This window comes from Streptomyces sp. NPDC002619, from assembly GCF_042889305.1.
Classification (GTDB): Bacteria; Actinomycetota; Actinomycetes; order Streptomycetales; family Streptomycetaceae; genus Streptomyces.
Map to the genome: position 1 here is coordinate 94,734 of NZ_JBIAQV010000005.1, position 21,031 is coordinate 115,764.

A 21,031-nucleotide genomic window follows, 5' to 3' on the forward strand; every position below is an offset into this window, starting at 1 on the left:
CGGTCGGACGGGGCGGTGCCAGTGACGAAGGCGGCCAGGGGGCTTGCGGCCAGTACTTCGGGGTGATGCCAGCCGCGCAGGGCCGACCGGACGGCGCCCGCACCGAAAAACACCCGACCCCGCAGCCCTACTGAATCGAAATCGTCAAAACGCCCGCCAATTCACAGACCGCAGTGACGACGACGGGCAGAACGTAGCCCGCCGCCATCACGGTCGTACGTATCAGCCGCCGTTTCAGTGGAAGAACCAGCGAGTCGTCGGCGAGTGACGCGAGCCGGAGCCGCTTCTCCTCGCTCGGGTGCTTGGCCTGCAAGTCCTGGAGAAACTCCGCCATATGAGAGGTGGTTTCGGCGTCCCCGCACGCCTCGGCATCCGCGCGCAGCTCCTGAACGAGCGGGATGAGCCGTGCCGCACGCCGTACGCTCATGACCCCCAGTGTGACGACGCCGATGGCGCTGACGCCGACGACCAGCAGGTTCCCCACCAGCGAGGAGACCGGCGCGACATTGAGGAACGCCAAGCACTGCCCGACACCCGGGCATATGGCCAGGACACGCCGTTTGCCCGGGTCGTCGTGCCGTACATGCGAGACCTCGTGCAGCAGCCGGACCGTGGTCTTCGGGTCGCGGCGCAGCCGTGGCCGCCATTCCATGGGAATGACCACGACGGTGTCCGGGTCCCGCAGATTCAGCCGGACCTGCCGGGAACCGTGTATCCAGGCGAAGGGGAGCATGGCGATCACGGCACAGACGAGGAACACGGTGAACACCGCGGTGTCGGTGAACTCCGAGATCCTGTCCTGGAAGACCGCCAGGGCGATCCCGGCGACGCCGCCCACAGCGAACAGCACCCTGTAGCGAGGGACGGTCCAGTCGTTCATCCGGCCCATCCGTCCCGGTGCCGGGCGGGCTATATGACGCGCCCGCAGGTTCCCCTTCGGGTCCCAGACACTCACGGCACGCAGGCGCTCCGGATCCAGCCCGGCCGAGACGAACACGGCGCGCACCCGCGCCCATCCCGGATCGGACCACACCACGGGGCGGTATTTCGTGCCACTGAAGCGATGGTTGTACGAATGCCTGGCCCAGGCCTGGAGCATCCCCAGCAGCACGACCGCAACGGGCAGGAAGCCGGCCGCGATGCCGTACAGCAGGACAGCGAAGCGGTTGGAGACCGGGTGATCGTCCTCCTGGCCGATGGTCACCACGGCCAGGGCGAAGAGTACGAAGGGTGCGAACAGAACTGCCCACAGCAGGCGGAGAGCGTGAGTGAGCGAGCGCGCCTGGCGCGACCGGCCATGGGCGACCGGTCCGATCGCACCAGTGGTGCGGCCGGCTGCCGTCTCCATGCTCCTACGCCTGGTCGGTCTGACGGCTCTCGGCCCTGGCCCACGCCTCCAGTTGGGACCGCACGATGACGCGCAGCGTCTCCTCGTCGAGTGCGGCCGACGCGGGCAGCCGAGGCGCGATCGCGTCGGCGACGTCGTCCACGGAGGGCTGCCCCGGCTCGTCCCCGCGGAGCAGCTTCACCACGAAGGCCACGGCCTCCCTGATACCGCGCTCGACAGCCATGTCGGTGACCACGGACACGACTTTGACCGCGAGCTGTCCAAGGAGGGTGAGCCCGATCCCGAGGAACACATGGGTGTCGGCGATGCCGGCATCGGCGTCGTCGAGCGGGGCCGACTCGTCCCCCGGAACACGGCCGGTCTCCCGCAGGTCCTCGGCGAATTCCTCGAACAGGTCCTCCCGGTCCTCCGGAGCCACCACGGCGGCCGACGCGTCGACCATGGCGAGGATCCGTTCGACATCAATGGCGTTCGAGCTGTGCATGGTCCCCCCTTGTCACGCGCATCGCGCGCGTGTCGGCCCCCTCGGCGCGCTGCGCCGGACGCACGGGAGTGTATCGCCGGGATCCTCCCGCTTCAGCCGGATTCCCTGCTTCCGGACAACTCGCTGATCACCACCCCGGCCGCCGTGCAGGTGCGCGGCAGTCCGACGCAGTACGTCACGACGACCTGCGCCCTCACCGACTCCGACACCCGCCTCGCCCTGGAGCTGTTCCTCGGGCGCCCGGAGAGCGGGATCTTCCGGGTCCCTGCTGTTTGTCGCCGCGACGCGCTCGTAGCAATCGGAGATGCGGGCGGAAGTGGAAATAGGGATGCGGGCGGAAGCGACGGCCCGGATGATCGGTGGGTTGCCCGCCGTCCACGCCAGGAGTCCCCGTGATCCAGCGCGTCACCGCTCCCGCCCTCTTCCCGCCCCCGACCTACTCCCACGCCTCCGTGGTGGAGGCGGGCACGAAGCTCGCGTTCCTGGCCGGGGCCGTGCCGCTGGACGCGAAGGGGGAGATCGTCGGGCCGGGGGACCCGGTGCGGCAGACCGAGCAGGTGCTCGCGAATCTGGGCGAGCAACTCAAGGCCGTGGGAAGCGACTTGGCGGATGTCCTGACGACGGACGTGTACGTCGTGAGCAGTGATCCCGCCGTGCTCTCCGAGGTGTGGGAGGTGGTGGAGGCGTCCGGGCTCAGTACCGGGCCGCACGCCTCGACACTGCTCGGGGTGGCCTGTCTCGGGTACACCGGCCAGCTGGTGGAGATCACCGCAACGGCGGTCGTCCCCGAGGAGTCGGGGTCATGAGCGCCGCCATAGCCCTCCGTCGCGCGGTCGCCTCCGACGCCGCCCGCGTCGCCGACGTCTATCTTCGGTCTTTCGCCGCCGCGTTGCCCACGGTCGTACGGCCACGGACCGACGACGAGGTACGTGACTACATCCGGGACGTGGTGGTGCCGCACCGGGAGGCCTGGGTGGCCGACGCGGCCGGCGGAGCCGGGGTCGTAGGACTGATGGTCCTCAACGGCGATCTGCTCTCCCAGCTCTACCTCGCCCCGGACTGGCGCGGCCGCGGCATCGGCGGCCGCTTCGTCGCCCTGGCCAAGGAGCGCAGCCCGGAAGGCCTCACCCTGTGGACCTTCCAGGTCAACAAGCCCGCCCACCGCTTCTACGAACGACACGGCTTCGTCGCCGCCGAGTTCACGGACGGCAGCGGAAACGAGGAGCGGGAGCCGGACGTCCGGTACGTGTGGCGGCCCTCAGCACAGGACACCGGAGCACCGTAACGTCCGTACGACGGCGTCCTCGCCGTCATTTCCCCAGTCCCGCCGTCTCCGCCGCCGTCCACAGGACCTCCCTCAGCATCTCGGGAGTCAGCTTGCCGGTGAAGGTGTTGCGCTGGCTGACGTGGAAGCAGCCGAAGAGGGTGAGGTCGTCGCCAAGGGACACCCGGGCTCCGTGGGCGAAGGCGGGCCGGGGGCGCGGGACCGGCCAGCCCGCCTCGGCGAACGCAGGGAGCGCGGCCTGCCAGCCGAAGGCACCGAGCACGACGGCGGCCCGGAGGGTCGGGCGCAGCAGCTCCAGCTCCCGCACCAGCCAGGGGCGACAGGTGTCGCGCTCCCCGGGGGTCGGTTTGTTGTCGGGCGGCGCGCAGTGCACGGGCGAGGTGACACGCACCCCGTACAGTTCCAGCCCGTCGCCCTCGCTGACGGACGTGGGCTGCGAGGCGAGTCCGACGTCGTACATCGCCCGGTACAGCACGTCCCCCGACCGGTCACCGGTGAACATACGGCCCGTGCGGTTGCCGCCGTGCGCGGCCGGGGCGAGGCCGATGATCAGCAGGGGTGCGTCGGGCGGGCCGAAGCCGGGCACTGGGCGACCCCAGTAGGTCCAGTCGGCGAAGGCGCCCCGCTTGGTACGGGCCACCTCCTCCCGCCAGGCCACCAGCCGCGGACAGGCCCGGCACCCGGCGACACACCGGTCGAGCTCGGCGAGGCCACTGCGGCTGTTCATGGCCCCACGGTATGCCCGGGCGGGGACGCGTCCGGGGGCGGTGGGCGCCGAAAACTCCTCCGGGTCACCCGGCTCGGAGAGCTAAGGTCGAAGACATGGCTTCGGATGACACGGACGAGCACGGCAACCGCGGAACCGGCACCCCGGCGCCCCCGGAGCGGGCCGACGCACTCCGGGAGCGGGCGTCCGACGGCGAGACCGTCGGAACCGCCGACGCCTCCGACGCCGTGGACCCGAAGGTCGCCGCTGCCGTTGCTGCCGCCGAAGCCGCCGGGCCGGGGAGCGGGGGGACCGTCCGCATCGACAGCTGGATCTGGGCCGTGCGGCTGATCAAGACCCGGTCCCTCGGTGCCACCGCCTGCCGTGGCGGGCACGTGCACGTGAACGGGGAGCGCGTGAAGGCCGCGTACTCCGTGCGCGTAGGTGACGAGGTGCGCCTGCGGCACGAGGGCCGGGAGCGGGTCGTCATCGTCAAACGCCTCATCCGCAAGCGCGTCGGCGCCCCCGTGGCCGTCCAGTGCTACATCGACAACTCCCCGCCGCCCCCGCCCCGCGAGAACGTGGCCCCCGCCGGCCTCCGTGACCGCGGCACCGGCCGCCCCACCAAGCGTGACCGCCGTGAGCTGGAACGCCTCCGGGCCCTGCGCGGGCTCGGCCCGGACGGGCGCCCCAGGAGCAGGTGACCCACACCGGCCTCGGCGCCCGCGAACGTGCAGCGGAAACGCCCGGCCGGCCCCCCGTGGCCCGCCGGACGTCTCCGCGTCCTGTGGGTCACGGCCGCCGTCGCACCAGTCGCAGCAGCTCCACGTTCTGTCCGCGCCGGGCCCAGGCGATCAGGGCCAGCGGGACGATAAGGATGAGCGGCGTCGCCGCGTACTGGCCGTCGAACACGGCGAGCTGCACGATGAACGCCCCCACCATCAGCGCGCTCAGCGCGATCGCCGCCACCGACTGCAGGCGCGGCACCAACAGGGCGACCGCACCGGCGAGTTCGAGCGCGCCGATGGTGTACATGCCCGCACTGCCCCAGCCGATCTTGTCGAAGGACTCGACGGCGGAAGAGTGCGCGATCAGCTTGGGCAGCGCGCTCGCGATCCCGTAGAAGAGGGCGAGCAGCACCTGCAGGCCGCGCAGGGCGATGCGGGCACGACGGCCACGGGCGGTCGCGGACTCGGCGACGGAGGCGGCGGAGGTGACGGGAGCGGTGGTCTCGGACATGGGGTTCTCCTGGGTGAGGCGGTCCCTGTTGCTGTCACAGAGGTAGACCGGTCCCTGCCCGAGAACTCATCGCCGTCCGCCGGGATTTGTGATGCCGTCGGGATTTGTCACGCCGCCCGCAGCGCCCGCACCCACACCCGGTCCGGTGTCAGATACTCGTCCACCTCCAGCCCCGCCTCCGCCAGCGCCTCCTCGAACTCCTCCTTCGTCAGGGGCCGGGCCAGGAACGTCTGTGTCCAGACCGCGTCCGGGAACACATACTCCGCACGCACCGAGTTCACCCCGTCCCCGACCGGCTCCGCGGACACCATCCGCAGGGTGAAGCCGCTCGGGTCGACACGCTCGCGCGGCAGGTTCGTGTGGTAGTCCTCGCCCTCCCGCTGGATCAGCACACAGCCGCCGTCAGCGACATGCCGGGCGCAGGTGCGCAGCAGCCCCCGCCGCACCTCGACGTCCCCTGCGTGCACCAGGAACGACGCAAGCATCACCACGTCGAAGGTCTCGCCCAGGTCGAGATCCTCGATCGGGCTGCATATCGTGCGCGCCCCTCGGACGCGCTCCAGCATCTCGGCCGACTCGTCCACCGCCGTGACCCTGAACCCGCGCTCCAGCAGAGGGTGGGTCACCCGCCCCACTCCGCTGCCCAGCTCCAGGACGTGCGCACCGGCCGGCACTGCCGCCGCGATGACCTCCGGCTCGTCCCGCACCGGCAACCGCGAGTACAGCTCCACCGCGCAGCCGTCCGGTGTGATCGCACCGGGTCCTGTCCCCTCGTACCCCTCACGCATTTCAACCGTCATGCCCGAACAACGGCCCGCCTCCGCACGGCCGTTCCCCCATCGCAGCGGTTCACTCGTTCGAGTAATTACTCCCCGAACGGAAACCACCCGTGCCCGATGTACCAGTGGCCGCCCGCCCGCAGATGGTCCCCCACGGCCCGCTCTACGGACGTGCGCCGCGGCAGGTCCGCCACCGCCAACTCGGGATCCCCGAACACGAACTGCACGGGCTCGCTGTCGGTGGGTTCCGTGTCCTCGCGAACAACGCGGAACCGCTCCTGGAACCGCACGATGTTGGAGTCCGTGGACAGGTATTGCTTCAGCTGCGGATCGAGCAGCCAGGAGTGGCAGACGGCGGTCTCGTACCGCTCCTCGGGAAAGTGCCGCGCGAAGAACTCCCGTGCCAGGGCCAGGGACCGGTCACAGGCGCTCGGTGTCAGCGGTCCGTGGAAATCGGGAATGTGCAGGTTCAGACCAGGCGAACGCTCCCCCGGCCGCGCCCGCTCGAACTGCAGCCGGCCCAGCTGGTACAGCTCCCCACGGAAGTGGTGGGTGAGCCAGCGCACCGCCTGGATGCCGCCCGCGCCGTGCCGTCTGCGGTACACGGCCATGTTGCGGCCCAGGTCGGCGAGGGTGCGCCGGGAGACCTCGGCCGGGATGCCGCGCTCGTCGTGGTAAGCGCGCGTGCACGGAAGCGCGGCCACGAAGACGTACACGGCGAAGTAGGCGCCGAGCGCGGCCGGAGCCTCCGCGGCCCGAGCCGCGAGGTGGGAGTCCCGGCCGGGCTCTCCCAGGTCCCTGACCAGCTCCTCGACGCACTCCGCCAGGAGCCGGGAAGTGCCGGGGTCGCCGGTCACCGCGCGCCGCAGGGCGACGAGTTCGTTGATGTCGTCGTGGGGTATGGCGAGGTCGAGAAGCAGTTCGGGCAGGTCGTCGGCGTCGGGCAGCACGGCGCGGTCCCCCTTCGATGAGCGGCTGAACCCTTTGGTGAACGGCTCCGTCGAAGAGTACGTTGCAGGGAGGAGTAGTGATCCCGATGCGTACGGGCAGTGAGCCGTCGACGGCGCGCAGTGCACTGCGCGCCCGGTTCTGGCTGAGCCTGTGGGGGCTGGTCTGGGCGATCTTCGGCACGGCGGCGTTCGCGCTGGTCGGACGGCCGGGCTGGGCGGCCGCCTGCGGGGCGCTGTGGCTGGTGGCCACCATCGACATGACCATGATCCTCAGACACATCCGGCAGGGCCCGCACTACCAGCCGGGCCGGGACGTCCCGCCGTACTCCCCGCCGGACGGCCGTCCGCCCTACCGCCCACCGGGGACCCGCCCGCCGCATCGTTTCCCGCCACGGCACCGGCACCCGTGACCAACCGAACGCCGTCCGTGCTGCCCCACCGGTCCACCGGGCCGGCGCTCAGGAGTCGAACCGCGCCGCCTTCAGGTACTGCGGGTTCGGGTCCAGTGCGGCCGCCAGGCGGAAGTGACGCTTGGCCTGATCGTGACGTCCCTGGCGCTCGTAGGTGCGGGCGAGCGCGAAGTGCGCGAACGCGTTGTCCGGCTCGCGTTCCAGGACGATGGTGAACTCCAGCTCGGCGGGCCGCAGTTGCGCGGCCGCGAAGAAGGCACGCGCGCGTAGCAGCCGGGCTGCGGTGTTCTCGGGATGCGCGGCGATGACTCCGTCGAGCAATTTCACCGCGCCCCTCGGGTCCCGTGCGTTGAGCAGTTGCTCGGCGGCACGGAAGTCGATGACATGCGTCTCCGGCGTACGTCCGTTCGAACCACTGATCTCGGGCACGGGGAAATCCTTCCCTCCATGAACCCGTTCAACGCCCCGTCGAAGGCCCGCTATTCCTGGGACACCTCCTGCGACGCCTTCTGGGTCGCCGAGCGCGCCCTGCGCACCAGGTCGGCCCATACGTCGTCCACGCGCCGTTCCAGGGCGTCCAGGAGTACGTCGTTGTCGATGACGACGTCGGCGATCTCGAGCCGCTTCTCCCGGGTCGCCTGCGCGGCCATACGCGCGCGTGCGTCCTCCTCGGCCATGCCCCGCAGCCGTACGAGCCGGTCGATCTGGGTCTCGGGGCTCGCGTCGACGACCACCACGAGGTCGTAGAGCGGCGCGAGGCCGTTCTCGGCGAGGAGAGGGACGTCGTGGATCACCACGGAGTCGTCGGCCGCCGCGCTCTCCAGTTCACGGGAGCGGGCGCCCACCAGGGGGTGGACGATCGAGTTCAGGACGGCCAGCTTCTCCGGGTCGGCGAAGACGATCGAGCCCAGTTTCGGCCGGTCGAGACTGCCGTCCCGGGCGAGGATCCCCTTGCCGAAGGCCTCGACCACCGCCGCGAGACCGGCAGTGCCCGGCGCCACGACCTCGCGCGCGATCCGGTCCGCGTCGATCAGGACGGCACCGCGTTCCACGAGCAGCCGCGACACCTCGCTCTTGCCGGCGCCGATCCCGCCGGTGAGACCAACTTTCAGCATGGGCGCCAGCCTAGGCCCTGCCGCCGACGAGGCGCCCGGCGGCCTGCAACCCCCCGGGTTCTAGTTGTCGCCCTCGCGCTCCGCCAGGAAGCGTTCGAATTCGCGGCCGATCTCGTCCGCCGACGGGATGTCGACCGGTTCGGCGAGCATGTTGCCCCGGGTCTCGGCGCCCGCAACGGCGTCGTACTGGTGCTCGAGGCCCTGGACGAGGGCGGTGAGCTCCTCGTCGCCCTCCTGGATCTGCCGGTCGATCTCGGTCTGCGTGCGGTGCGCGTCCGTGCGCAGAGCGTGCGCGATGCCGGGGAGGACCAGCCCGGTGGCGGCCGTGATGGCCTCCAGGACGGTCAGCGCCGCGTCCGGGTACGGGGAGCGGGCGATGTAGTGCGGAACGTGCGCGGCGACGCCCAGCACGTCGTGCCCGGACTCCATGAGGCGGTACTCGAGGAGCGCCTCGGCGCTGCCGGGCACCTGCGCCTCGTCGAAGGGGCTGGTGTGACCCGGGACGAGGTCGGTGCGGTTGCCGTGCGGGGTGACACCCACGGGGCGGGTGTGCGGGACGCCCATGGGGATGCCGTGGAAGGTCACGGAGAGGCGGACGCCGAGCCGCTCGATGATCTGCCGTACGGCGGCGGCGAATCGCTCCCACTCCACGTCCGGTTCGGGGCCGGACAGCAGCAGGAAGGGTGCTCCGGTGGCGTCCTGGACGAGGCGCACCTCGATGGTGGGCTCCTCGTACTCCGTCCAGCGGTCGCGCTTGAACGTCAGCAGCGGGCGGCGGGCCCGGTAGTCCACGAGCCGGTCGTGGTCGAAACGGGCCACGACCTGGTGGGGAAGCGAGTCGAGAAGCCGCTCGACGATCTGGTCGCCGGTCTCGCCCGCGTCGATGTATCCGTCGAAGTGGTAGAGCATGACTAGTCCGGCCGATTCCTGGGCGAGCGCCATGTCGACGACGGCCAGCCCCTTCGGCTCCCATGCGTACAAACCCTGCGGATCAAGCACTGTGACCGCTCCTCCTCGTGTTCCCCTTGATGAACGCCCCGGGGGACGTGGGCATTCCCGCTCCCCCGGGACCGTCCACGACGGCACCCGAGCGTCACTGGGGCTCGGCTGAACCGCCGGGGTCACACCTGGTGTCAGGAAGCGAGCACGCGCGCGTGGAGCTCCGTGACGATCTTGCGCGCGGAGGTGATGGCCCCGTGCTGCCAGGCGTCCAGGTAGCTGAGGTAGTCACCGGCGAAGTACACGTTGCCCTGCGCCGTGTTGAGCGGCGCGTACGCCGGCGCGTCGGGGCCACCGGGCATGGAGTGCCAGGCGCCCTCGAGGTACGGGGCGAGCTTCCACTGGTGGGAGAAGGAAGCGGCCAGTTCGGTGCGGTACTTGTCGCCATGGATCATGACGCCCTGGGCCACGGCGCGCTCCAGGCGTTCGGCCGGGGTGAGCGCCGAGTACACGTCGGAGTGGGCGCCGGTGTTGTAGTACCCGATGAGGAGACCGCGGTCGCCGAGGTGGCCGTAGGACGGGTACCAGATGTGGTCCAGGTCCATGTCGGTCTCGGTGATGCCGCCGAATATCTTGAAGTCCTTCTCCCACCAGCGGCTCTTGTACTCGAGGCCGATCTTGGAGGCGTACGAGGGCTTCACGGCGAGGAGCGCCTTCTGCACCTCGGAACCGAGGTTGTGCGGGGTCCTGGCGAGGAGGTGTGGTGCCAGGGTGGCGATGCAGTAGTCGGCCGTGATCACCCGGGTGCGGCCGTCCTGGGTGTACCTCACGACGACGCCGTCGCCGGTGTTCTTGATGTCGGTCACGGCCGCGCCGGTGCGGATCTTCTCCTGGCCGATGGCGCGCGCGAAGGCCTTGGGTATCTGGTCCATGCCGCCGACCGGCTGGAACATCAGCATGGCCTGGTCGTAGCCGAATTCGAAGGAGAAGTAGCGACCGACGTTGGAGGCGAAGACGTCGGACAGGGAGGGAACGAGGCCGAGTTCCTCACCGGGCGTGCCGGCGGCCCCGGGGTCGCTCGTGAAGCCGCGGTGTTCGGTGCCGGTGTACGTGTAGTCCGAGCCGAGGGAGCCGTAGCTCTTGAGGAAGGTGAGCAGCCGCTCCTTGTCGTCGGCCGTCAACTCGCCGTCGAGGGCACCGGAGTTGGTGGCCTTGGAGAGCAGCTCGGAGACATAGCCGTAGACGTCGGCCTTCGCGGTCCGGTACTGGACCGGCTTCGTCATGCCCTTGCCCGGGTTGTAGATGAGCGCACTGGCATTGGTGTTGGTGAACACCTCGATCGGGACGCCGAGTTCGCGGCAGTAGTCGAGGGTGACCATCCACTGGGCGAGGCGGGCCGGGCCCGCGTTCATGTACTGGCCCTTGCTGAATCTCGCCGTCTGGCCGACACCGTTGATGTCCGTGAGGCTGTCGCCGCCGCGGATGGTGAGGTTTCGGCCGCCGACGCGGTCCCGGGCCTCGAGGACCGTACAGTCGTAGCCCGCCTTGCCCAGTTCGAACGCGGACGTGAGGCCGGCGAGGCCGCCTCCGATGATGACCACGTCGGCGGGCTTGCGGCCGCGTCCCTGAAGGGTGAAGTCGCTGCGACGGGGCGCCTGGAAGGGCGCCTCCTTCTCCGCCGCGTAGGCGGCCGTGGGCGCGAGCCCGAGGGCCCCCATGGTGGCGAACATGGCTCCGGCGCCGCCAGCGATACCGACGTTACGGAGGAATACCCGCCGGCTCGTTCCCGACCCGTACTGAGGCTGTGCCATGAGATGGGCTCCCCTTCCGATCTTGAACGAAGACCGGGGAAGCCTCCCAATGGCCGGTTACGGCCCATCGGTTATTGGTGTAACCCACACGTTTCTACAACCTCAGCTGCAGCGCACACCCCCCAAAACACCAAGGGACCGCACCTGGAAAGGTGCGGTCCCTCAGCTGCTAACTAACCCCAGTTATTGAGGCGAACGTCAGCTCTGGCCACCGGCCAGCTTCTCCCGCAGCGCGGCGAGCGCCTCGTCCGAGGCCAGCGCGCCGGAGTTGTCCGGGCCCTCGGAGGAGTACGAACCGCCACCGGTCGCGGCCGGAGCCGCAGCCTCGCCACCCTCGGCGGCAGCAGCCGCGTCGGCCTCGCGGGACTTGATGACCTGCTGCTGGTGCTGCTCGAAGCGGGTCTGCGCCTCGGCGTACTGGCGCTCCCACTCCTCGCGCTGCTTCTCGTAGCCCTCGAGCCAGTCGTTGGTCTCGGGGTCGAAGCCCTCGGGGTAGATGTAGTTGCCCTGGTCGTCGTACGACGCGGCCATGCCGTACAGGGTCGGGTCGAACTCGACCGAGGCCGGGTCGGCACCGAAGGACTCGTTGGCCTGCTTCAGCGAGAGGCTGATGCGACGGCGCTCGAGATCGATGTCGATGACCTTGACGAAGATCTCGTCGTTGACCTGGACGACCTGCTCCGGGATCTCCACGTGGCGCTCGGCCAGCTCGGAGATGTGGACCAGACCCTCGATGCCCTCGTCCACGCGGACGAACGCACCGAACGGAACCAGCTTCGTGACCTTGCCGGGCACGACCTGGCCGATCTGGTGGGTGCGGGCGAACTGCTGCCACGGGTCTTCCTGGGTCGCCTTCAGCGACAGGGAGACACGCTCGCGGTCCATGTCGACGTCCAGGACCTCGACCGTGACCTCCTGGCCGACCTCGACGACCTCGGAGGGGTGGTCGATGTGCTTCCAGGACAGCTCGGAGACGTGGACCAGACCGTCGACGCCACCCAGGTCCACGAAGGCACCGAAGTTGACGATCGAGGAGACCACACCGGAGCGGACCTGACCCTTCTGCAGGGTCGTGAGGAACGTCTGGCGGACCTCGGACTGGGTCTGCTCCAGCCAGGCACGGCGGGACAGAACCACGTTGTTGCGGTTCTTGTCCAGCTCGATGATCTTGGCCTCGAGCTCCTTGCCCACGTAGGGCTGGAGGTCGCGAACACGGCGCATCTCGACCAGGGAGGCCGGGAGGAAGCCGCGGAGGCCGATGTCGAGGATGAGACCACCCTTGACGACCTCGATGACGGTACCGGTGACGATGCCGTCCTCTTCCTTGATCTTCTCGATGGTGCCCCAGGCACGCTCGTACTGGGCGCGCTTCTTCGAGAGGATCAGGCGGCCTTCCTTGTCCTCCTTCTGGAGAACAAGGGCTTCGATCTCGTCACCGACGGCGACGACCTCGTTCGGGTCGACGTCGTGCTTGATCGAGAGCTCGCGGCTCGGAATGACACCTTCGGTCTTGTAACCGATGTCGAGGAGAACCTCGTCCCGGTCAACCTTGACGATGACGCCGTCGACGATGTCACCATCGTTGAAGTACTTGATCGTCTCGTCGATAGCGGCGAGGAAGGCTTCCTCGTTACCGATGTCGTTGACCGCAACCTGCGGGGTGGTGGCGGTGGTCTCGGTGCTGCTCGTCATGTGGGAAAGGGCTCCGGTACGGACATTGAAGTCGTAGGTACTGCTACGCCGGGAGCCCGTATCGCTCTGATGAAGCCGGACAGCCAAGGAAGCGCCCCACCAGTGACTGGTGTTGGCGCCTCGAGAACCGAGGGGACATACAACAGATGCGAGCGCAGCCTGCTACGTCTGAGGTGCGCAGGCCCGCAGCGCAACTTGTAGCATACGGGGGCAGCCGGACAGGGTCAATGCGCGAAGGCGCACAGCCGGGGCGGATCGTCGCATACCCGGCACAAGAACCGTCCCACCAGGCCACGCAGGCCTGAGGGACCCCATTCGTGACACTCCCCTGAACGGGTTGCACGGAAGAGTACGACGAGGGAGCCGATCATCCAAGAGCCAGAGCCGTTCGAACCGGAAGCCACCCGGCGTGACGCCGATGTCACGGAGAGCTCGCGGGCCAATCGGGGCTGGTGGGACCGGAACGCGGACGAGTACCAGACCGAGCACGGCACGTTCCTCGGCGACGACCGTTTCGTATGGGGCCCCGAGGGCCTCGACGAGGTGGAGGCGGAACTGCTCGGCCCGGTGGAGGAGCTGAAGGGCAGGAACGCCCTGGAGATCGGCGCCGGCGCGGCCCAGTGCGCGCGCTGGCTGGCCGCGCAGGGCGCCCGTCCGGTGGCCCTGGACCTCTCCCACCGTCAGCTGCAGCACGCGCTGCGCATCGGCGGATCGTTTCCCCTTGTCTGTGCCGACGCCGGTGCGCTGCCTTTCGCGGACGCCTCCTTCGACCTGGCGTGTTCGGCGTACGGAGCGCTGCCGTTCGTGGCGGACCCGGTGCTGGTACTGCGGGAGGTGCGGCGCGTGCTGCGGCCGGGCGGCCGGTTCGTGTTCTCGGTGACGCACCCGATCCGCTGGGCGTTCCCCGACGAACCCGGCCCGGAGGGGCTGAGCGTCTCGGCCTCGTACTTCGACCGCACGCCGTACGTCGAGCAGGACGAGGACGGCCGGGCGGTGTACGTCGAGCACCACCGGACCATCGGTGACCGCGTGCGAGACGTGGTCGCGTCGGGCTTCCGCCTTGTGGACCTGGTGGAACCGCAGTGGCCGGCCTGGAACACCGCCGAGTGGGGCGGCTGGTCACCGCTGCGCGGGAATCTGATCCCGGGAACGGCGATCTTCGTGTGCGAGCGGGACTGAGGCCGGTCGGGCACGCGCGCGTGAGGGCGGTTCGGGGGGCCGTACGACACTAGGGGCGTGATCCGTTACGACGCCCTGGACGCGCTGCCCGTACGCGGTGCCCTGCCCGCGCTGACCGACGCCCTGGAGGGACACGGCACCGCCGTCCTCGTGGCGCCGCCCGGCACCGGCAAGACGACGCTGGTGCCGCCGGCGCTGGCCGGGCTGCTGGGCGAGGGGCCGGCGCGGCGGGTGGTCGTGGCCGAGCCCCGGCGGATCGCGGCGCGGGCGGCGGCCCGGCGGATCGCGTGGCTGCTGGGTGAGAAGGTCGGCCAGAGCGTCGGCTACACCGTGCGCGGAGAGCGGGTCGTGGGCCGGCACACGCGCGTGGAGGTCGTCACGACCGGCGTGCTGCTGCAGCGGCTCCAGCGGGACCAGGAGCTGACCGGCGTCGACGTCGTCGTGCTCGACGAGTGTCACGAGCGCCATCTGGACGCGGACACGGTGGCGGCGTTCCTGTGGGACGTACGGGAGACCCTGCGGCCGGAGCTGCGGCTGGTGGCCGCGTCGGCGACAACGGACGCCGAGGGATGGGCGCGGCTGCTGGGCGGGGCGCCGGTGGTCGAGGCCCGGGGTGCCGCCCACGGGGTCGAGGTGGTCTGGGCTCCGCCCGCGCGTCCGGTACGGCCGTCGCACGGCATGTGGGTCGATCCGGCGCTGCTGGCGCACGTGGCGTCGGTGGTCCGGCGGGCGCTGGCCGAGCGGCCGGGGGACGTGCTGTGTTTCCTTCCGGGCGTGGGCGAGATCGCGCGGGTGGCCGGACAGCTGGGGGATCTGAGCCATCTCGGCGATGTCGACGTGCTCCAGGTGCACGGGCGGGCGCCGGCCGCCGTACAGGACGCGGTGCTGGCACCCGGGCGGCGGCGCCGGGTGGTGCTTGCCACGTCCGTCGCGGAGTCGTCGCTGACGGTTCCCGGGACACGGGTGGTGGTCGACGCGGGGCTGGCGCGGGAGCCTCGGGTGGATCACGCGCGCGGGCTGAGCGCACTGACGACGGTACGGGCCTCGCGGGCGGCGGGAGCGCAGCGGGCGGGGCGGGCCGGGCGTGAGGCGCCGGGGGCGGTGTACCGGTGCTGGTCTCAGGCGGAGGACGTGGTACTGCCGCGCTTCCCGTCCCCGGAGATCAAGGTCGCCGATCTGACGGCGTTCGCGCTCCAGGTGGCGTGCTGGGGCGATCCGGACGCGTCCGGGCTGGCGTTGCTCGATCCGCCGCCGGGTGGGGCGATGGCGGCGGCACGGGACGTCTTGACGGCCGTCGGAGCGGTGGACTCCGTCGGTTCGGCCACGTCGCGGGGTGTGCGTCTGGCTCGGTTGGGGTTGCACCCCCGGCTGGGGCGGGCGCTGCTCGACGCGGCTTCCTCCGAAGGGGCGGCCGAGGTCGTTGCGCTGCTCAGTGAGGAAGTTCCGCGGGAGTACGGCGATGACCTTGCTGGTGCGTTGCGGGCTGCCCGGCGTGGGGGTGACGCCTACGCCAAACGGTGGCTCGCGGAAGTACGCCGACTACAGGCGGTCGTCGCCGATGTTTCCCATCCGCCCATCCGTGACTCTCAGCCAACAGTGAGCGTCGAAGTGGGACCAGCCACCCGAGACGACAAGGTCGCCGGGCTCGTCGCCGCTCTCGCCTTCCCGGAGCGGGTCGCCAGGCTGGACGGTGGGTCGTACCGCATGGTTTCCGGGACGCGGGCCGAGCTTCCCGACGGCTCGCCGTTGCGCGGGGCCGGCTGGATCGCCGTCGCCGTGGCCGACCGGCCGCTCGGCAAGGGGCACGCGCGCGTACGGCTCGGTGCCGTGGTCGACGAGGGGCTTGCCCGGGTCGCAGCAGGATCCCTGTACGAGGAGCAGGACGAGGTCCGCTGGGCCGAAGGTGACGTCGTCGCGCGGCGCGTCTCGCGGCTCGGGGCCGTCGAGTTGGCGGTGCGGCCGTTGAAGGACGCCGATCCCGGTGCCGTGCGTGACGCGCTGCTCGAAGGGCTGCGGCAGGAGGGGTTCGGGCTGTTGCGGTGGTCGGCGGAGGCGGGCGTCCTGCGGCAGCGGCTGGCGTTTTTGCGGACGCGGCTCGGTGAGCCCTGGCCGGACGCGTCGGACGAGGCCCTCCACGCGCGCGTGGACGAGTGGCTGGAACCGGAGCTCGGGCGGGCCCGCCGGCGGGCCGATCTCGGCCGGATCGACGCCGGGCAGGCGCTCGCGCGGCTGCTGCCCTGGGCCAGTGGCGACGCCGCCCGGCTCGACGAACTCGCGCCCGAGCGGATCGCCGTACCGAGTGGGTCCAGAATCCGGATCGACTACGGGAACCCGGAGCAGCCCGTTCTCGCCGTCAAGTTGCAGGAGATGTTCGGCCTGCGGGAGTCGCCCACAGTGGCGGGCGTGCCGCTGCTCGTGCATCTCCTCTCCCCCGCCGGCCGGCCCGCCGCCGTCACCGCCGACCTCGCCTCCTTCTGGCAGGACGGCTACAAGGGCGTACGGGCGGAGCTGCGCGGCCGCTATCCGAAGCATCCGTGGCCCGAGGACCCGGCCACGGCCGAGCCCACCCGGCACACCAACGCCCGGCTCAGGCGCTGACCGGCTCGGGTTCGGCGGCACGGGCCGGTGCCGGGTCGCCCGGCCGCCTGCCGCGTGCCTCCAGGTACAGGGCGAGCGACAGCAGCAGGACGGCCAGGATCAGGAAGCCCCACGGAAGGTACGACGTCATCAGGAGGACGAGCTGGCGCTGGGACTTGACGAGGTTCACGGTGTGCTCGATGTAGTCCTCCCGCATCTTCACGTGGCCCGCGAACGCCGTCACCTTGTCCCGGCCGCCCAGCAGGGTGCCGCCGCGCAGTTCCTCCTTGTGGATCTCCTCGCCGTAGACGGGCGCCCCGGTGACGGGCTCGACCCAGAACCTGCGGACCGTGGTGTACCAGCGGGTCGTGCCCGTCCTGGCGACCGATTCGGGGGTGATCCCCTGGACGGGCATGGCCTTGGGGAAGGGGACCTTGGTCCAGGGGACGGTCTGTTCGAAGTAGTAGACCTTCACGCCGCGGAAGTCCTGGGTGCCCTTGTAGTGGATGGGGCTGGTGGTGCGGGCCTGTGCGTCGAAGTACTCGTAGTCCCGCTTCTGAGTCAGGAACGGCCACTTGAACTCGATGCCGTCGCGCGAGACCGGGTCGCCGTCGACGATCTCGCCGGTGGCGTGGACGGGTTCCTGGCTGTGGGCGTCGAAGATGTAGCGCTCGGGGATCTCGGAGACCATCTTGCCGTCTGGTCCCTGCACATAGGACAGGCCGTCCCAGACGACCACGTCGCGGCCCGCCGTCCGCTCGATCTTCTCCGAGGCCTGCACGTTGCCCTTGAGGGTCTGCACGATGGTGACCTTGGGGACCTTCTTCGCCGTCATCGTGCCGTAGTCGAGGAGGGTGGCGTCCTTCGCCTCCAGAACCATGGCCTGGTACGTGTTCGGGGGGACCTTGGCCAGGCACGGAAAGGCGTACCAGCGCAGCAGCGGGGACAGCGCCGCGAAGAACACGGCGAGGGCGAGCAGGATCAGGCCGGCCTTGCGGCGCATCTCGGCCTCCCTCCCGGACGGGCGGTTACGGGTGTGCGGGCACGGTCGTCAGCAGTGGTTTCGGGGACGTGCTGCCGGCCGGCGAGCCCATGGCGGTGATGGTGAGGACCAGGGCGAGCGCGACGGCGAGGCCGATGGCGGCGGCGATCAGGGCACGCATACGAGACCTCCCCCCGACGGTCGGGAACTGATGCATCGTCAGGTCCGGCACCGTAGCAACGGGCGGGCGAGATGAGAACACGTTGCACACACGGACGAGGGCGCCCGTCCGCCGAAGCGGAGGGGCGCCCTCGTCGGAGCGTCGTCGCAGGTGCCGTTACGCCGTCGGGGAAGAGCTCGGCGACGGACTGGCCGAGGAGTCGGCCGCGGCGACGTTCAGCTCGACGGTCAGCGTCGCGCCGCCGGTGGTGGTGATGCGGAGCAGGAAGGTGCCGGTGGTGTCGTCCGCGTACAGCTTGGGCAGCTGGAGCAGGCCGTTCGCGTCCGTCACGAGGCCGGTCAGGGTGCGTACGGCATTGCCGTCGGCGTCCTTGAAGTAGGGGCCCTTGTCGTTCTCGGTCGTGTCGTCCGCCGACTTGATGAGCGTGGCGGTGGCCGCGACCTTGTCCGCGACCGCGCCCTCGTACGTCGCCTTCACCTCGACCTGGTCGGCGAACTCGCCGCCCGGCGTGCAGGTGAGCGCCGTGGTGCTGGTGCGGGCGAGGGCGTCGGCGGAGCGCGGGGTGACGCTCACCGTGTAGTCGAGGCCCGGGAGCGTGCGGCCCACGACGGTGGCGCGGACCGTGAAGTCGCCGGTCTTCTCGCCCGCCTGGAGCGTCGGCGCGACGGCCACGCCCGTGCTGTCCGTGAGGACCGTGGCGACGGTCTCGCCACCCGTGAAGGTGGCGTCCGTGTCGCCGACGACGGTGAACCGGACCCGGACCTTGCCGACGGCCTTGTCCGCCTTGGTCTCGGCGCGCGTGCTGATCTGCTGGGTGAACGCGTCGCCCGCCATCGCGGTGAGCCCAGTGGTACCCGCGTCCGCCAGGTGGTCCACCGTGTCGGTGGGCGTGCTGGGGTTCTGCGTGCTCGGCGGGAGTGACCCGGGCGAGCCGGGGCTCGGCGAGTTCGTGCCCGGCTCGGGGCTCGGCTTCGCCGGGTGCGGCGGCTTCGGCGACGGAGAGGCACCGCCGTGGTGGTCGCTGCGGTTGCGCGGCAGCGTGCCCGTGCCGTCCGGGATCGAGTGGGTGCCCTTGCGGTAGTACTCCAGCCACGACAGGACCAGGTTCAGGTAGTCCTGCGAGTTGTTGTAGCTGAGGATCGCGCTGTGCAGGTCGCTCTCGGTGGACAGGTCCCAGCCGTAACGGCACAGGTAGTGCCCGGCGGCGAGTGCGGCGTCGTAGACGTTGTTGGGGTCCCGCAGACCGTCGCCGTTGCCGTCGCGGCCGGCCCAGGCCCAGGTGGACGGGATGAACTGCATGGGCCCGACCGCCTGGTCGTACGCGGTGTTGCCGTCGTACTGGCCGTTGTCGGTGTCCTTGATGAGCGCGAAGCCGTTGCCGTCGAGCTCCGGACCGAGGATCGGGCTGATCGTGGTGCCGTTGGCGTCGACGCGGCCGCCGCGGGCCTGGCCCGACTCGACCTTGCCGATGGCGGCGAGGAGTTGCCAGGGCAGGTTGCACTCCGGCTTGGAGTCGCGCAACTCCGCCTCGGCCTTCTTGTACGCGTCCAGCACGGTGGCCGGTATGCCCGCCTCGGCGGCGCCCTGGGAGACGGGGGTGCCGATGCTCGTCGACGGGCTGGGGTTGGGGCTGTTCAGCGGCGGCAGGTCCGTGAAGTACGGCGAGTTGCCGGTGGCGCTGCCCTCGGTGCCGGGCTCCGGCGACGTGGTGCCGGCACCGGCGGTGGCCGGTGTGCCGTGGTGGCCGTCGGACGTGAGGCTTGGGGCCTGGGACGCGGAGAGAGCCGCGACCGCTGCCGCGGCCAGGGCGGTCGTCGCCGCTCCGTTGCGCAGCCGCCTGCCGAAATGCGCCGCCATAGAGTGAATCCCTCCCCTGGACGCCGTGGCGCCCGTCTCCGTCTGCCTGCCTCGTCCTGTTGTGACGATGGACCCGTAACGGCGGTTGCCCCCGTTGCGTCTTTCGAGTCGTACGGTCTTGTGTTCGACCGCGCCCCGGGCCCGGTGACCCAGGCGACCCTACGACAACTTGCTTTGCACGGACACCCGTTGCCGCCCGGTTTTCACCGATTGGCCATGTCCCGTTGTCGTCCCGATCCGTACCCCATACTTGACGGACGCGATCACCGGGTCGGCGGCACGGCCGACAGCCGTTCCATGGAGGCCAGTTGCCGTTCACCCTCAGCCACGCTGCCGCCGTGCTGCCCGCCGTGCGCGGCGACGGGTCCGGCCGGGGGCGGCTGGTGCCCGCGGTGCTCGTCGCGGGTTCGTTCTCCCCCGACATGACCTACTACGCGGCAAGTGTTCTGCCGGTCGCGATGGAGTTCGGGACGATCACGCACTCGTTCGCCGGTGTCTTCACCGTCGACGTGGCGATCGCCTGGGCGCTGGTCGGGCTGTGGCTGCTGGTGCGCGAACCACTGGTGGCGCTGCTGCCACGCGGCCGGCGGGGGCGGATCGCGGCCCTCACGCGGTGCGGGGCACCACGCGCGCGTGTACGGCTCGGTGCGATGGCCCGGTGGTACGTCTCGGCCGCCCTCGGCGCGCTGACGCACATCGTGTGGGACGCGTTCACCCACTTCGACCGCTGGGGGATGCGGCTGTTCCCGGTCCTGGGCCGGGAGGTGGCGGGCTCGCCGCTGTACTGGTACCTGCAGTACGGCGGCTCGGCGGTCGCCGCCGTCGTGATCATCGCGTTCCTGGTCTACGCGGTGCGGCGGGCGCCCGCGCGGACGGTGGCGGTGCCTGCGCCGTCCGTCCGGGACCGCTGGTGGGCCGGTGCGGTGATCGGCGGCTGCGTGGCGGTCGGGGCCGCGCAGCGGGTGGCGCGCTGGTGGGCGTACCGGGGAGCCGACGCGAAGCCCTGGGAGCTGGCGCCGACGGTGTGCTTCGGGGCGGGCGCGGGGCTGCTGCTGGGGCTGCTCGGGTACACCGTGGGTGTCAGGGTGTGGCGCCCGGCCCCGGTCCCTGCCCATAACGGCCAGGACGAGGCCTTGCGGAGCCGTCCGGTCGCTCGGTGAGGGTCACCGTGAACACGGTGATGGTGCGCTGCGGGCGTGAGCGCGGGACCAGGGTGAGCAGCAGCGCGAGATAGCTGCGGCCGAGTTCCGCCCAGTGCCGGTAGGCGCGGGCCAGGCCGGGTCGGGTGACGTGGCCGGTGAGGCGTCGGCCGAGGCCCGCCATGGTTGTGCGCACCGTCGTCGCCGGGTCGGTGGGGATGCGGGCGGTGCTTGCGTCGGCCGCGAGGGCCGGGACCAGCGGGGACGACAGGGACGGGGCCGCGGCGGTGTCCGCCGGTGCGGTGGTCCGTGCCTGGGCCGTCCGGTGGTGGAGCATGCGTATACCCATGCCCGCATC

21 protein-coding genes and 1 pseudogene are annotated in these 21,031 nt (G+C 70.7%); 7 read left to right on the forward strand and 15 right to left on the reverse strand.

The genetic code is table 11. The features are described from left to right. Positions 1-127: 127 nt before the first annotated feature. Both ACFYXB_RS11495 and ACFYXB_RS11500 read right to left on the reverse strand, forming a co-directional pair. Positions 128-1,348 (reverse strand): hypothetical protein, encoded by a 1,221-nt coding sequence (locus ACFYXB_RS11495; RefSeq protein WP_389580445.1) that lies wholly within the window; start codon positions 1,346-1,348, stop codon positions 128-130. A gap of 4 nt (positions 1,349-1,352) precedes the next feature. Then, positions 1,353-1,832 carry a hypothetical protein gene (locus ACFYXB_RS11500; protein WP_389580448.1) on the reverse strand — a complete coding sequence of 160 codons (480 nt, stop codon included), beginning with the start codon at positions 1,830-1,832 and terminating at the stop codon, positions 1,353-1,355. Between the two features lie 392 nt (positions 1,833-2,224). On the opposite strand from ACFYXB_RS11500, the gene ACFYXB_RS11505 reads away from it, so the two are divergent. Continuing rightward, positions 2,225-2,638 carry a RidA family protein gene (locus ACFYXB_RS11505; protein WP_389580450.1) on the forward strand — a complete coding sequence of 138 codons (414 nt, stop codon included), beginning with the start codon at positions 2,225-2,227 and terminating at the stop codon, positions 2,636-2,638. Next, the gene (locus ACFYXB_RS11510; protein ID WP_389580452.1) at positions 2,635-3,117 is read left to right on the forward strand and encodes a GNAT family N-acetyltransferase; all 483 of its coding nucleotides are present in this window, start codon (positions 2,635-2,637) and stop codon (positions 3,115-3,117) included. The genes ACFYXB_RS11505 and ACFYXB_RS11510 overlap by 4 nt, the downstream gene beginning before the upstream one ends. Positions 3,118-3,142: 25 nt before the next feature. On the opposite strand, the gene ACFYXB_RS11515 is transcribed toward ACFYXB_RS11510, so the two are convergent. After that, entirely contained in the window at positions 3,143-3,844 is a 702-nt protein-coding gene (locus ACFYXB_RS11515; RefSeq protein ID WP_389580453.1) for a uracil-DNA glycosylase, read from the reverse strand. A 95-nt stretch (positions 3,845-3,939) separates the two neighbouring features. On the opposite strand from ACFYXB_RS11515, the gene ACFYXB_RS11520 reads away from it, so the two are divergent. After that, entirely contained in the window at positions 3,940-4,527 is a 588-nt protein-coding gene (locus tag ACFYXB_RS11520; RefSeq protein ID WP_389580456.1) for an RNA-binding S4 domain-containing protein, read from the forward strand. A gap of 88 nt (positions 4,528-4,615) precedes the next feature. Here the strand turns inward: ACFYXB_RS11520 and ACFYXB_RS11525 are convergent, their stop codons facing one another. The 3 genes from ACFYXB_RS11525 to ACFYXB_RS11535 all read right to left on the reverse strand — a co-directional run bounded on the left by ACFYXB_RS11525 (position 4,616) and on the right by ACFYXB_RS11535 (position 6,791). Next, on the reverse strand, positions 4,616-5,062 hold the full coding sequence (locus ACFYXB_RS11525; RefSeq protein WP_388496696.1) for a DoxX family protein: 447 nt from the start codon (positions 5,060-5,062) through the stop codon (positions 4,616-4,618). 107 nt (positions 5,063-5,169) lie between these two features. Then, positions 5,170-5,850: a class I SAM-dependent methyltransferase gene (locus tag ACFYXB_RS11530; RefSeq protein ID WP_389580923.1), complete on the reverse strand. Its 681-nt coding sequence runs from the start codon at positions 5,848-5,850 to the stop codon at positions 5,170-5,172. A 77-nt stretch (positions 5,851-5,927) separates the two neighbouring features. Further along, positions 5,928-6,791 carry an acyltransferase domain-containing protein gene (locus tag ACFYXB_RS11535; RefSeq protein WP_389580458.1) on the reverse strand — a complete coding sequence of 288 codons (864 nt, stop codon included), beginning with the start codon at positions 6,789-6,791 and terminating at the stop codon, positions 5,928-5,930. 86 nt (positions 6,792-6,877) lie between these two features. On the opposite strand from ACFYXB_RS11535, the pseudogene ACFYXB_RS11540 reads away from it, so the two are divergent. After that, a pseudogene (locus tag ACFYXB_RS11540) lies at positions 6,878-7,138 on the forward strand (DUF6343 family protein); the annotation flags it as partial. 111 nt (positions 7,139-7,249) lie between these two features. On the opposite strand, the gene ACFYXB_RS11545 reads toward ACFYXB_RS11540, so the two are convergent. From ACFYXB_RS11545 to rpsA, 5 genes are all read right to left on the reverse strand, one after another. Beyond that, positions 7,250-7,630 (reverse strand): tetratricopeptide repeat protein, encoded by a 381-nt coding sequence (locus ACFYXB_RS11545; RefSeq protein ID WP_351347018.1) that lies wholly within the window; start codon positions 7,628-7,630, stop codon positions 7,250-7,252. A gap of 50 nt (positions 7,631-7,680) precedes the next feature. Next, positions 7,681-8,316, reverse strand: coding sequence for a dephospho-CoA kinase (gene coaE, locus ACFYXB_RS11550; RefSeq protein WP_389580462.1), 636 nt, complete (start codon positions 8,314-8,316; stop codon positions 7,681-7,683). 60 nt (positions 8,317-8,376) lie between these two features. Continuing rightward, entirely contained in the window at positions 8,377-9,315 is a 939-nt protein-coding gene (locus ACFYXB_RS11555) for a PAC2 family protein (protein WP_351347022.1), read from the reverse strand. A 134-nt stretch (positions 9,316-9,449) separates the two neighbouring features. Then, entirely contained in the window at positions 9,450-11,066 is a 1,617-nt protein-coding gene (locus ACFYXB_RS11560) for an NAD(P)/FAD-dependent oxidoreductase (protein ID WP_389580465.1), read from the reverse strand. Between the two features lie 198 nt (positions 11,067-11,264). Further along, positions 11,265-12,758: a 30S ribosomal protein S1 gene (gene rpsA / locus ACFYXB_RS11565; protein ID WP_351347025.1), complete on the reverse strand. Its 1,494-nt coding sequence runs from the start codon at positions 12,756-12,758 to the stop codon at positions 11,265-11,267. A gap of 369 nt (positions 12,759-13,127) precedes the next feature. On the opposite strand from rpsA, the gene ACFYXB_RS11570 reads away from it, so the two are divergent. Both ACFYXB_RS11570 and hrpB read left to right on the forward strand, forming a co-directional pair. Then, on the forward strand, positions 13,128-13,937 hold the full coding sequence (locus tag ACFYXB_RS11570; protein WP_389580926.1) for a class I SAM-dependent methyltransferase: 810 nt from the start codon (positions 13,128-13,130) through the stop codon (positions 13,935-13,937). A 57-nt stretch (positions 13,938-13,994) separates the two neighbouring features. Next, on the forward strand, positions 13,995-16,535 hold the full coding sequence (gene hrpB, locus ACFYXB_RS11575) for an ATP-dependent helicase HrpB (protein ID WP_389580468.1): 2,541 nt from the start codon (positions 13,995-13,997) through the stop codon (positions 16,533-16,535). Here the strand turns inward: hrpB and ACFYXB_RS11580 are convergent. The 3 genes from ACFYXB_RS11580 to ACFYXB_RS11590 form a co-directional block, all read right to left on the reverse strand. Further along, the gene (locus tag ACFYXB_RS11580) at positions 16,525-17,517 is read right to left on the reverse strand and encodes a DUF3068 domain-containing protein (RefSeq protein WP_389580471.1); all 993 of its coding nucleotides are present in this window, start codon (positions 17,515-17,517) and stop codon (positions 16,525-16,527) included. The two genes, hrpB and ACFYXB_RS11580, sit on opposite strands and share 11 nt — an antisense overlap. Positions 17,518-17,542: 25 nt before the next feature. Further along, positions 17,543-17,677, reverse strand: a complete 135-nt coding sequence (locus ACFYXB_RS11585) for an SPW_0924 family protein (protein ID WP_389580474.1) — start codon at positions 17,675-17,677, stop codon at positions 17,543-17,545. A gap of 156 nt (positions 17,678-17,833) precedes the next feature. Next, positions 17,834-19,534: a lytic transglycosylase domain-containing protein gene (locus ACFYXB_RS11590; protein WP_389580476.1), complete on the reverse strand. Its 1,701-nt coding sequence runs from the start codon at positions 19,532-19,534 to the stop codon at positions 17,834-17,836. A 308-nt stretch (positions 19,535-19,842) separates the two neighbouring features. On the opposite strand from ACFYXB_RS11590, the gene ACFYXB_RS11595 reads away from it, so the two are divergent. Then, on the forward strand, positions 19,843-20,694 hold the full coding sequence (locus tag ACFYXB_RS11595; RefSeq protein WP_389580478.1) for a DUF4184 family protein: 852 nt from the start codon (positions 19,843-19,845) through the stop codon (positions 20,692-20,694). Here ACFYXB_RS11595 and ACFYXB_RS11600 read toward each other — a convergent pair. Further along, on the reverse strand, positions 20,615-21,022 hold the full coding sequence (locus tag ACFYXB_RS11600) for a hypothetical protein (RefSeq protein WP_389580480.1): 408 nt from the start codon (positions 21,020-21,022) through the stop codon (positions 20,615-20,617). The two genes, ACFYXB_RS11595 and ACFYXB_RS11600, sit on opposite strands and share 80 nt — an antisense overlap. Between the last annotated feature and the right edge of the window lie 9 nt (positions 21,023-21,031).

Bases quoted from the DNA above. Each gene is read 5' to 3' on its own strand.
- ACFYXB_RS11495 (WP_389580445.1), bottom strand. From the start codon at position 1,348: ATGGAGACGGCAGCCGGCCGCACCACTGGTGCGATCGGACCGGTCGCC.
- ACFYXB_RS11500 (WP_389580448.1), bottom strand. From the start codon at position 1,832: ATGCACAGCTCGAACGCCATTGATGTCGAACGGATCCTCGCCATGGTC.
- ACFYXB_RS11510 (WP_389580452.1), top strand. From the start codon at position 2,635: ATGAGCGCCGCCATAGCCCTCCGTCGCGCGGTCGCCTCCGACGCCGCC.
- ACFYXB_RS11515 (WP_389580453.1), bottom strand. From the start codon at position 3,844: ATGAACAGCCGCAGTGGCCTCGCCGAGCTCGACCGGTGTGTCGCCGGG.
- ACFYXB_RS11520 (WP_389580456.1), top strand. From the start codon at position 3,940: ATGGCTTCGGATGACACGGACGAGCACGGCAACCGCGGAACCGGCACC.
- ACFYXB_RS11525 (WP_388496696.1), bottom strand. From the start codon at position 5,062: ATGTCCGAGACCACCGCTCCCGTCACCTCCGCCGCCTCCGTCGCCGAG.
- ACFYXB_RS11530 (WP_389580923.1), bottom strand. From the start codon at position 5,850: ATGCGTGAGGGGTACGAGGGGACAGGACCCGGTGCGATCACACCGGAC.
- coaE (WP_389580462.1), bottom strand. From the start codon at position 8,316: ATGCTGAAAGTTGGTCTCACCGGCGGGATCGGCGCCGGCAAGAGCGAG.
- ACFYXB_RS11560 (WP_389580465.1), bottom strand. From the start codon at position 11,066: ATGGCACAGCCTCAGTACGGGTCGGGAACGAGCCGGCGGGTATTCCTC.
- rpsA (WP_351347025.1), bottom strand. From the start codon at position 12,758: ATGACGAGCAGCACCGAGACCACCGCCACCACCCCGCAGGTTGCGGTC.
- ACFYXB_RS11580 (WP_389580471.1), bottom strand. From the start codon at position 17,517: ATGCGCCGCAAGGCCGGCCTGATCCTGCTCGCCCTCGCCGTGTTCTTC.
- ACFYXB_RS11585 (WP_389580474.1), bottom strand. From the start codon at position 17,677: ATGCGTGCCCTGATCGCCGCCGCCATCGGCCTCGCCGTCGCGCTCGCC.
- ACFYXB_RS11590 (WP_389580476.1), bottom strand. From the start codon at position 19,534: ATGGCGGCGCATTTCGGCAGGCGGCTGCGCAACGGAGCGGCGACGACC.
- ACFYXB_RS11600 (WP_389580480.1), bottom strand. From the start codon at position 21,022: ATGGGTATACGCATGCTCCACCACCGGACGGCCCAGGCACGGACCACC.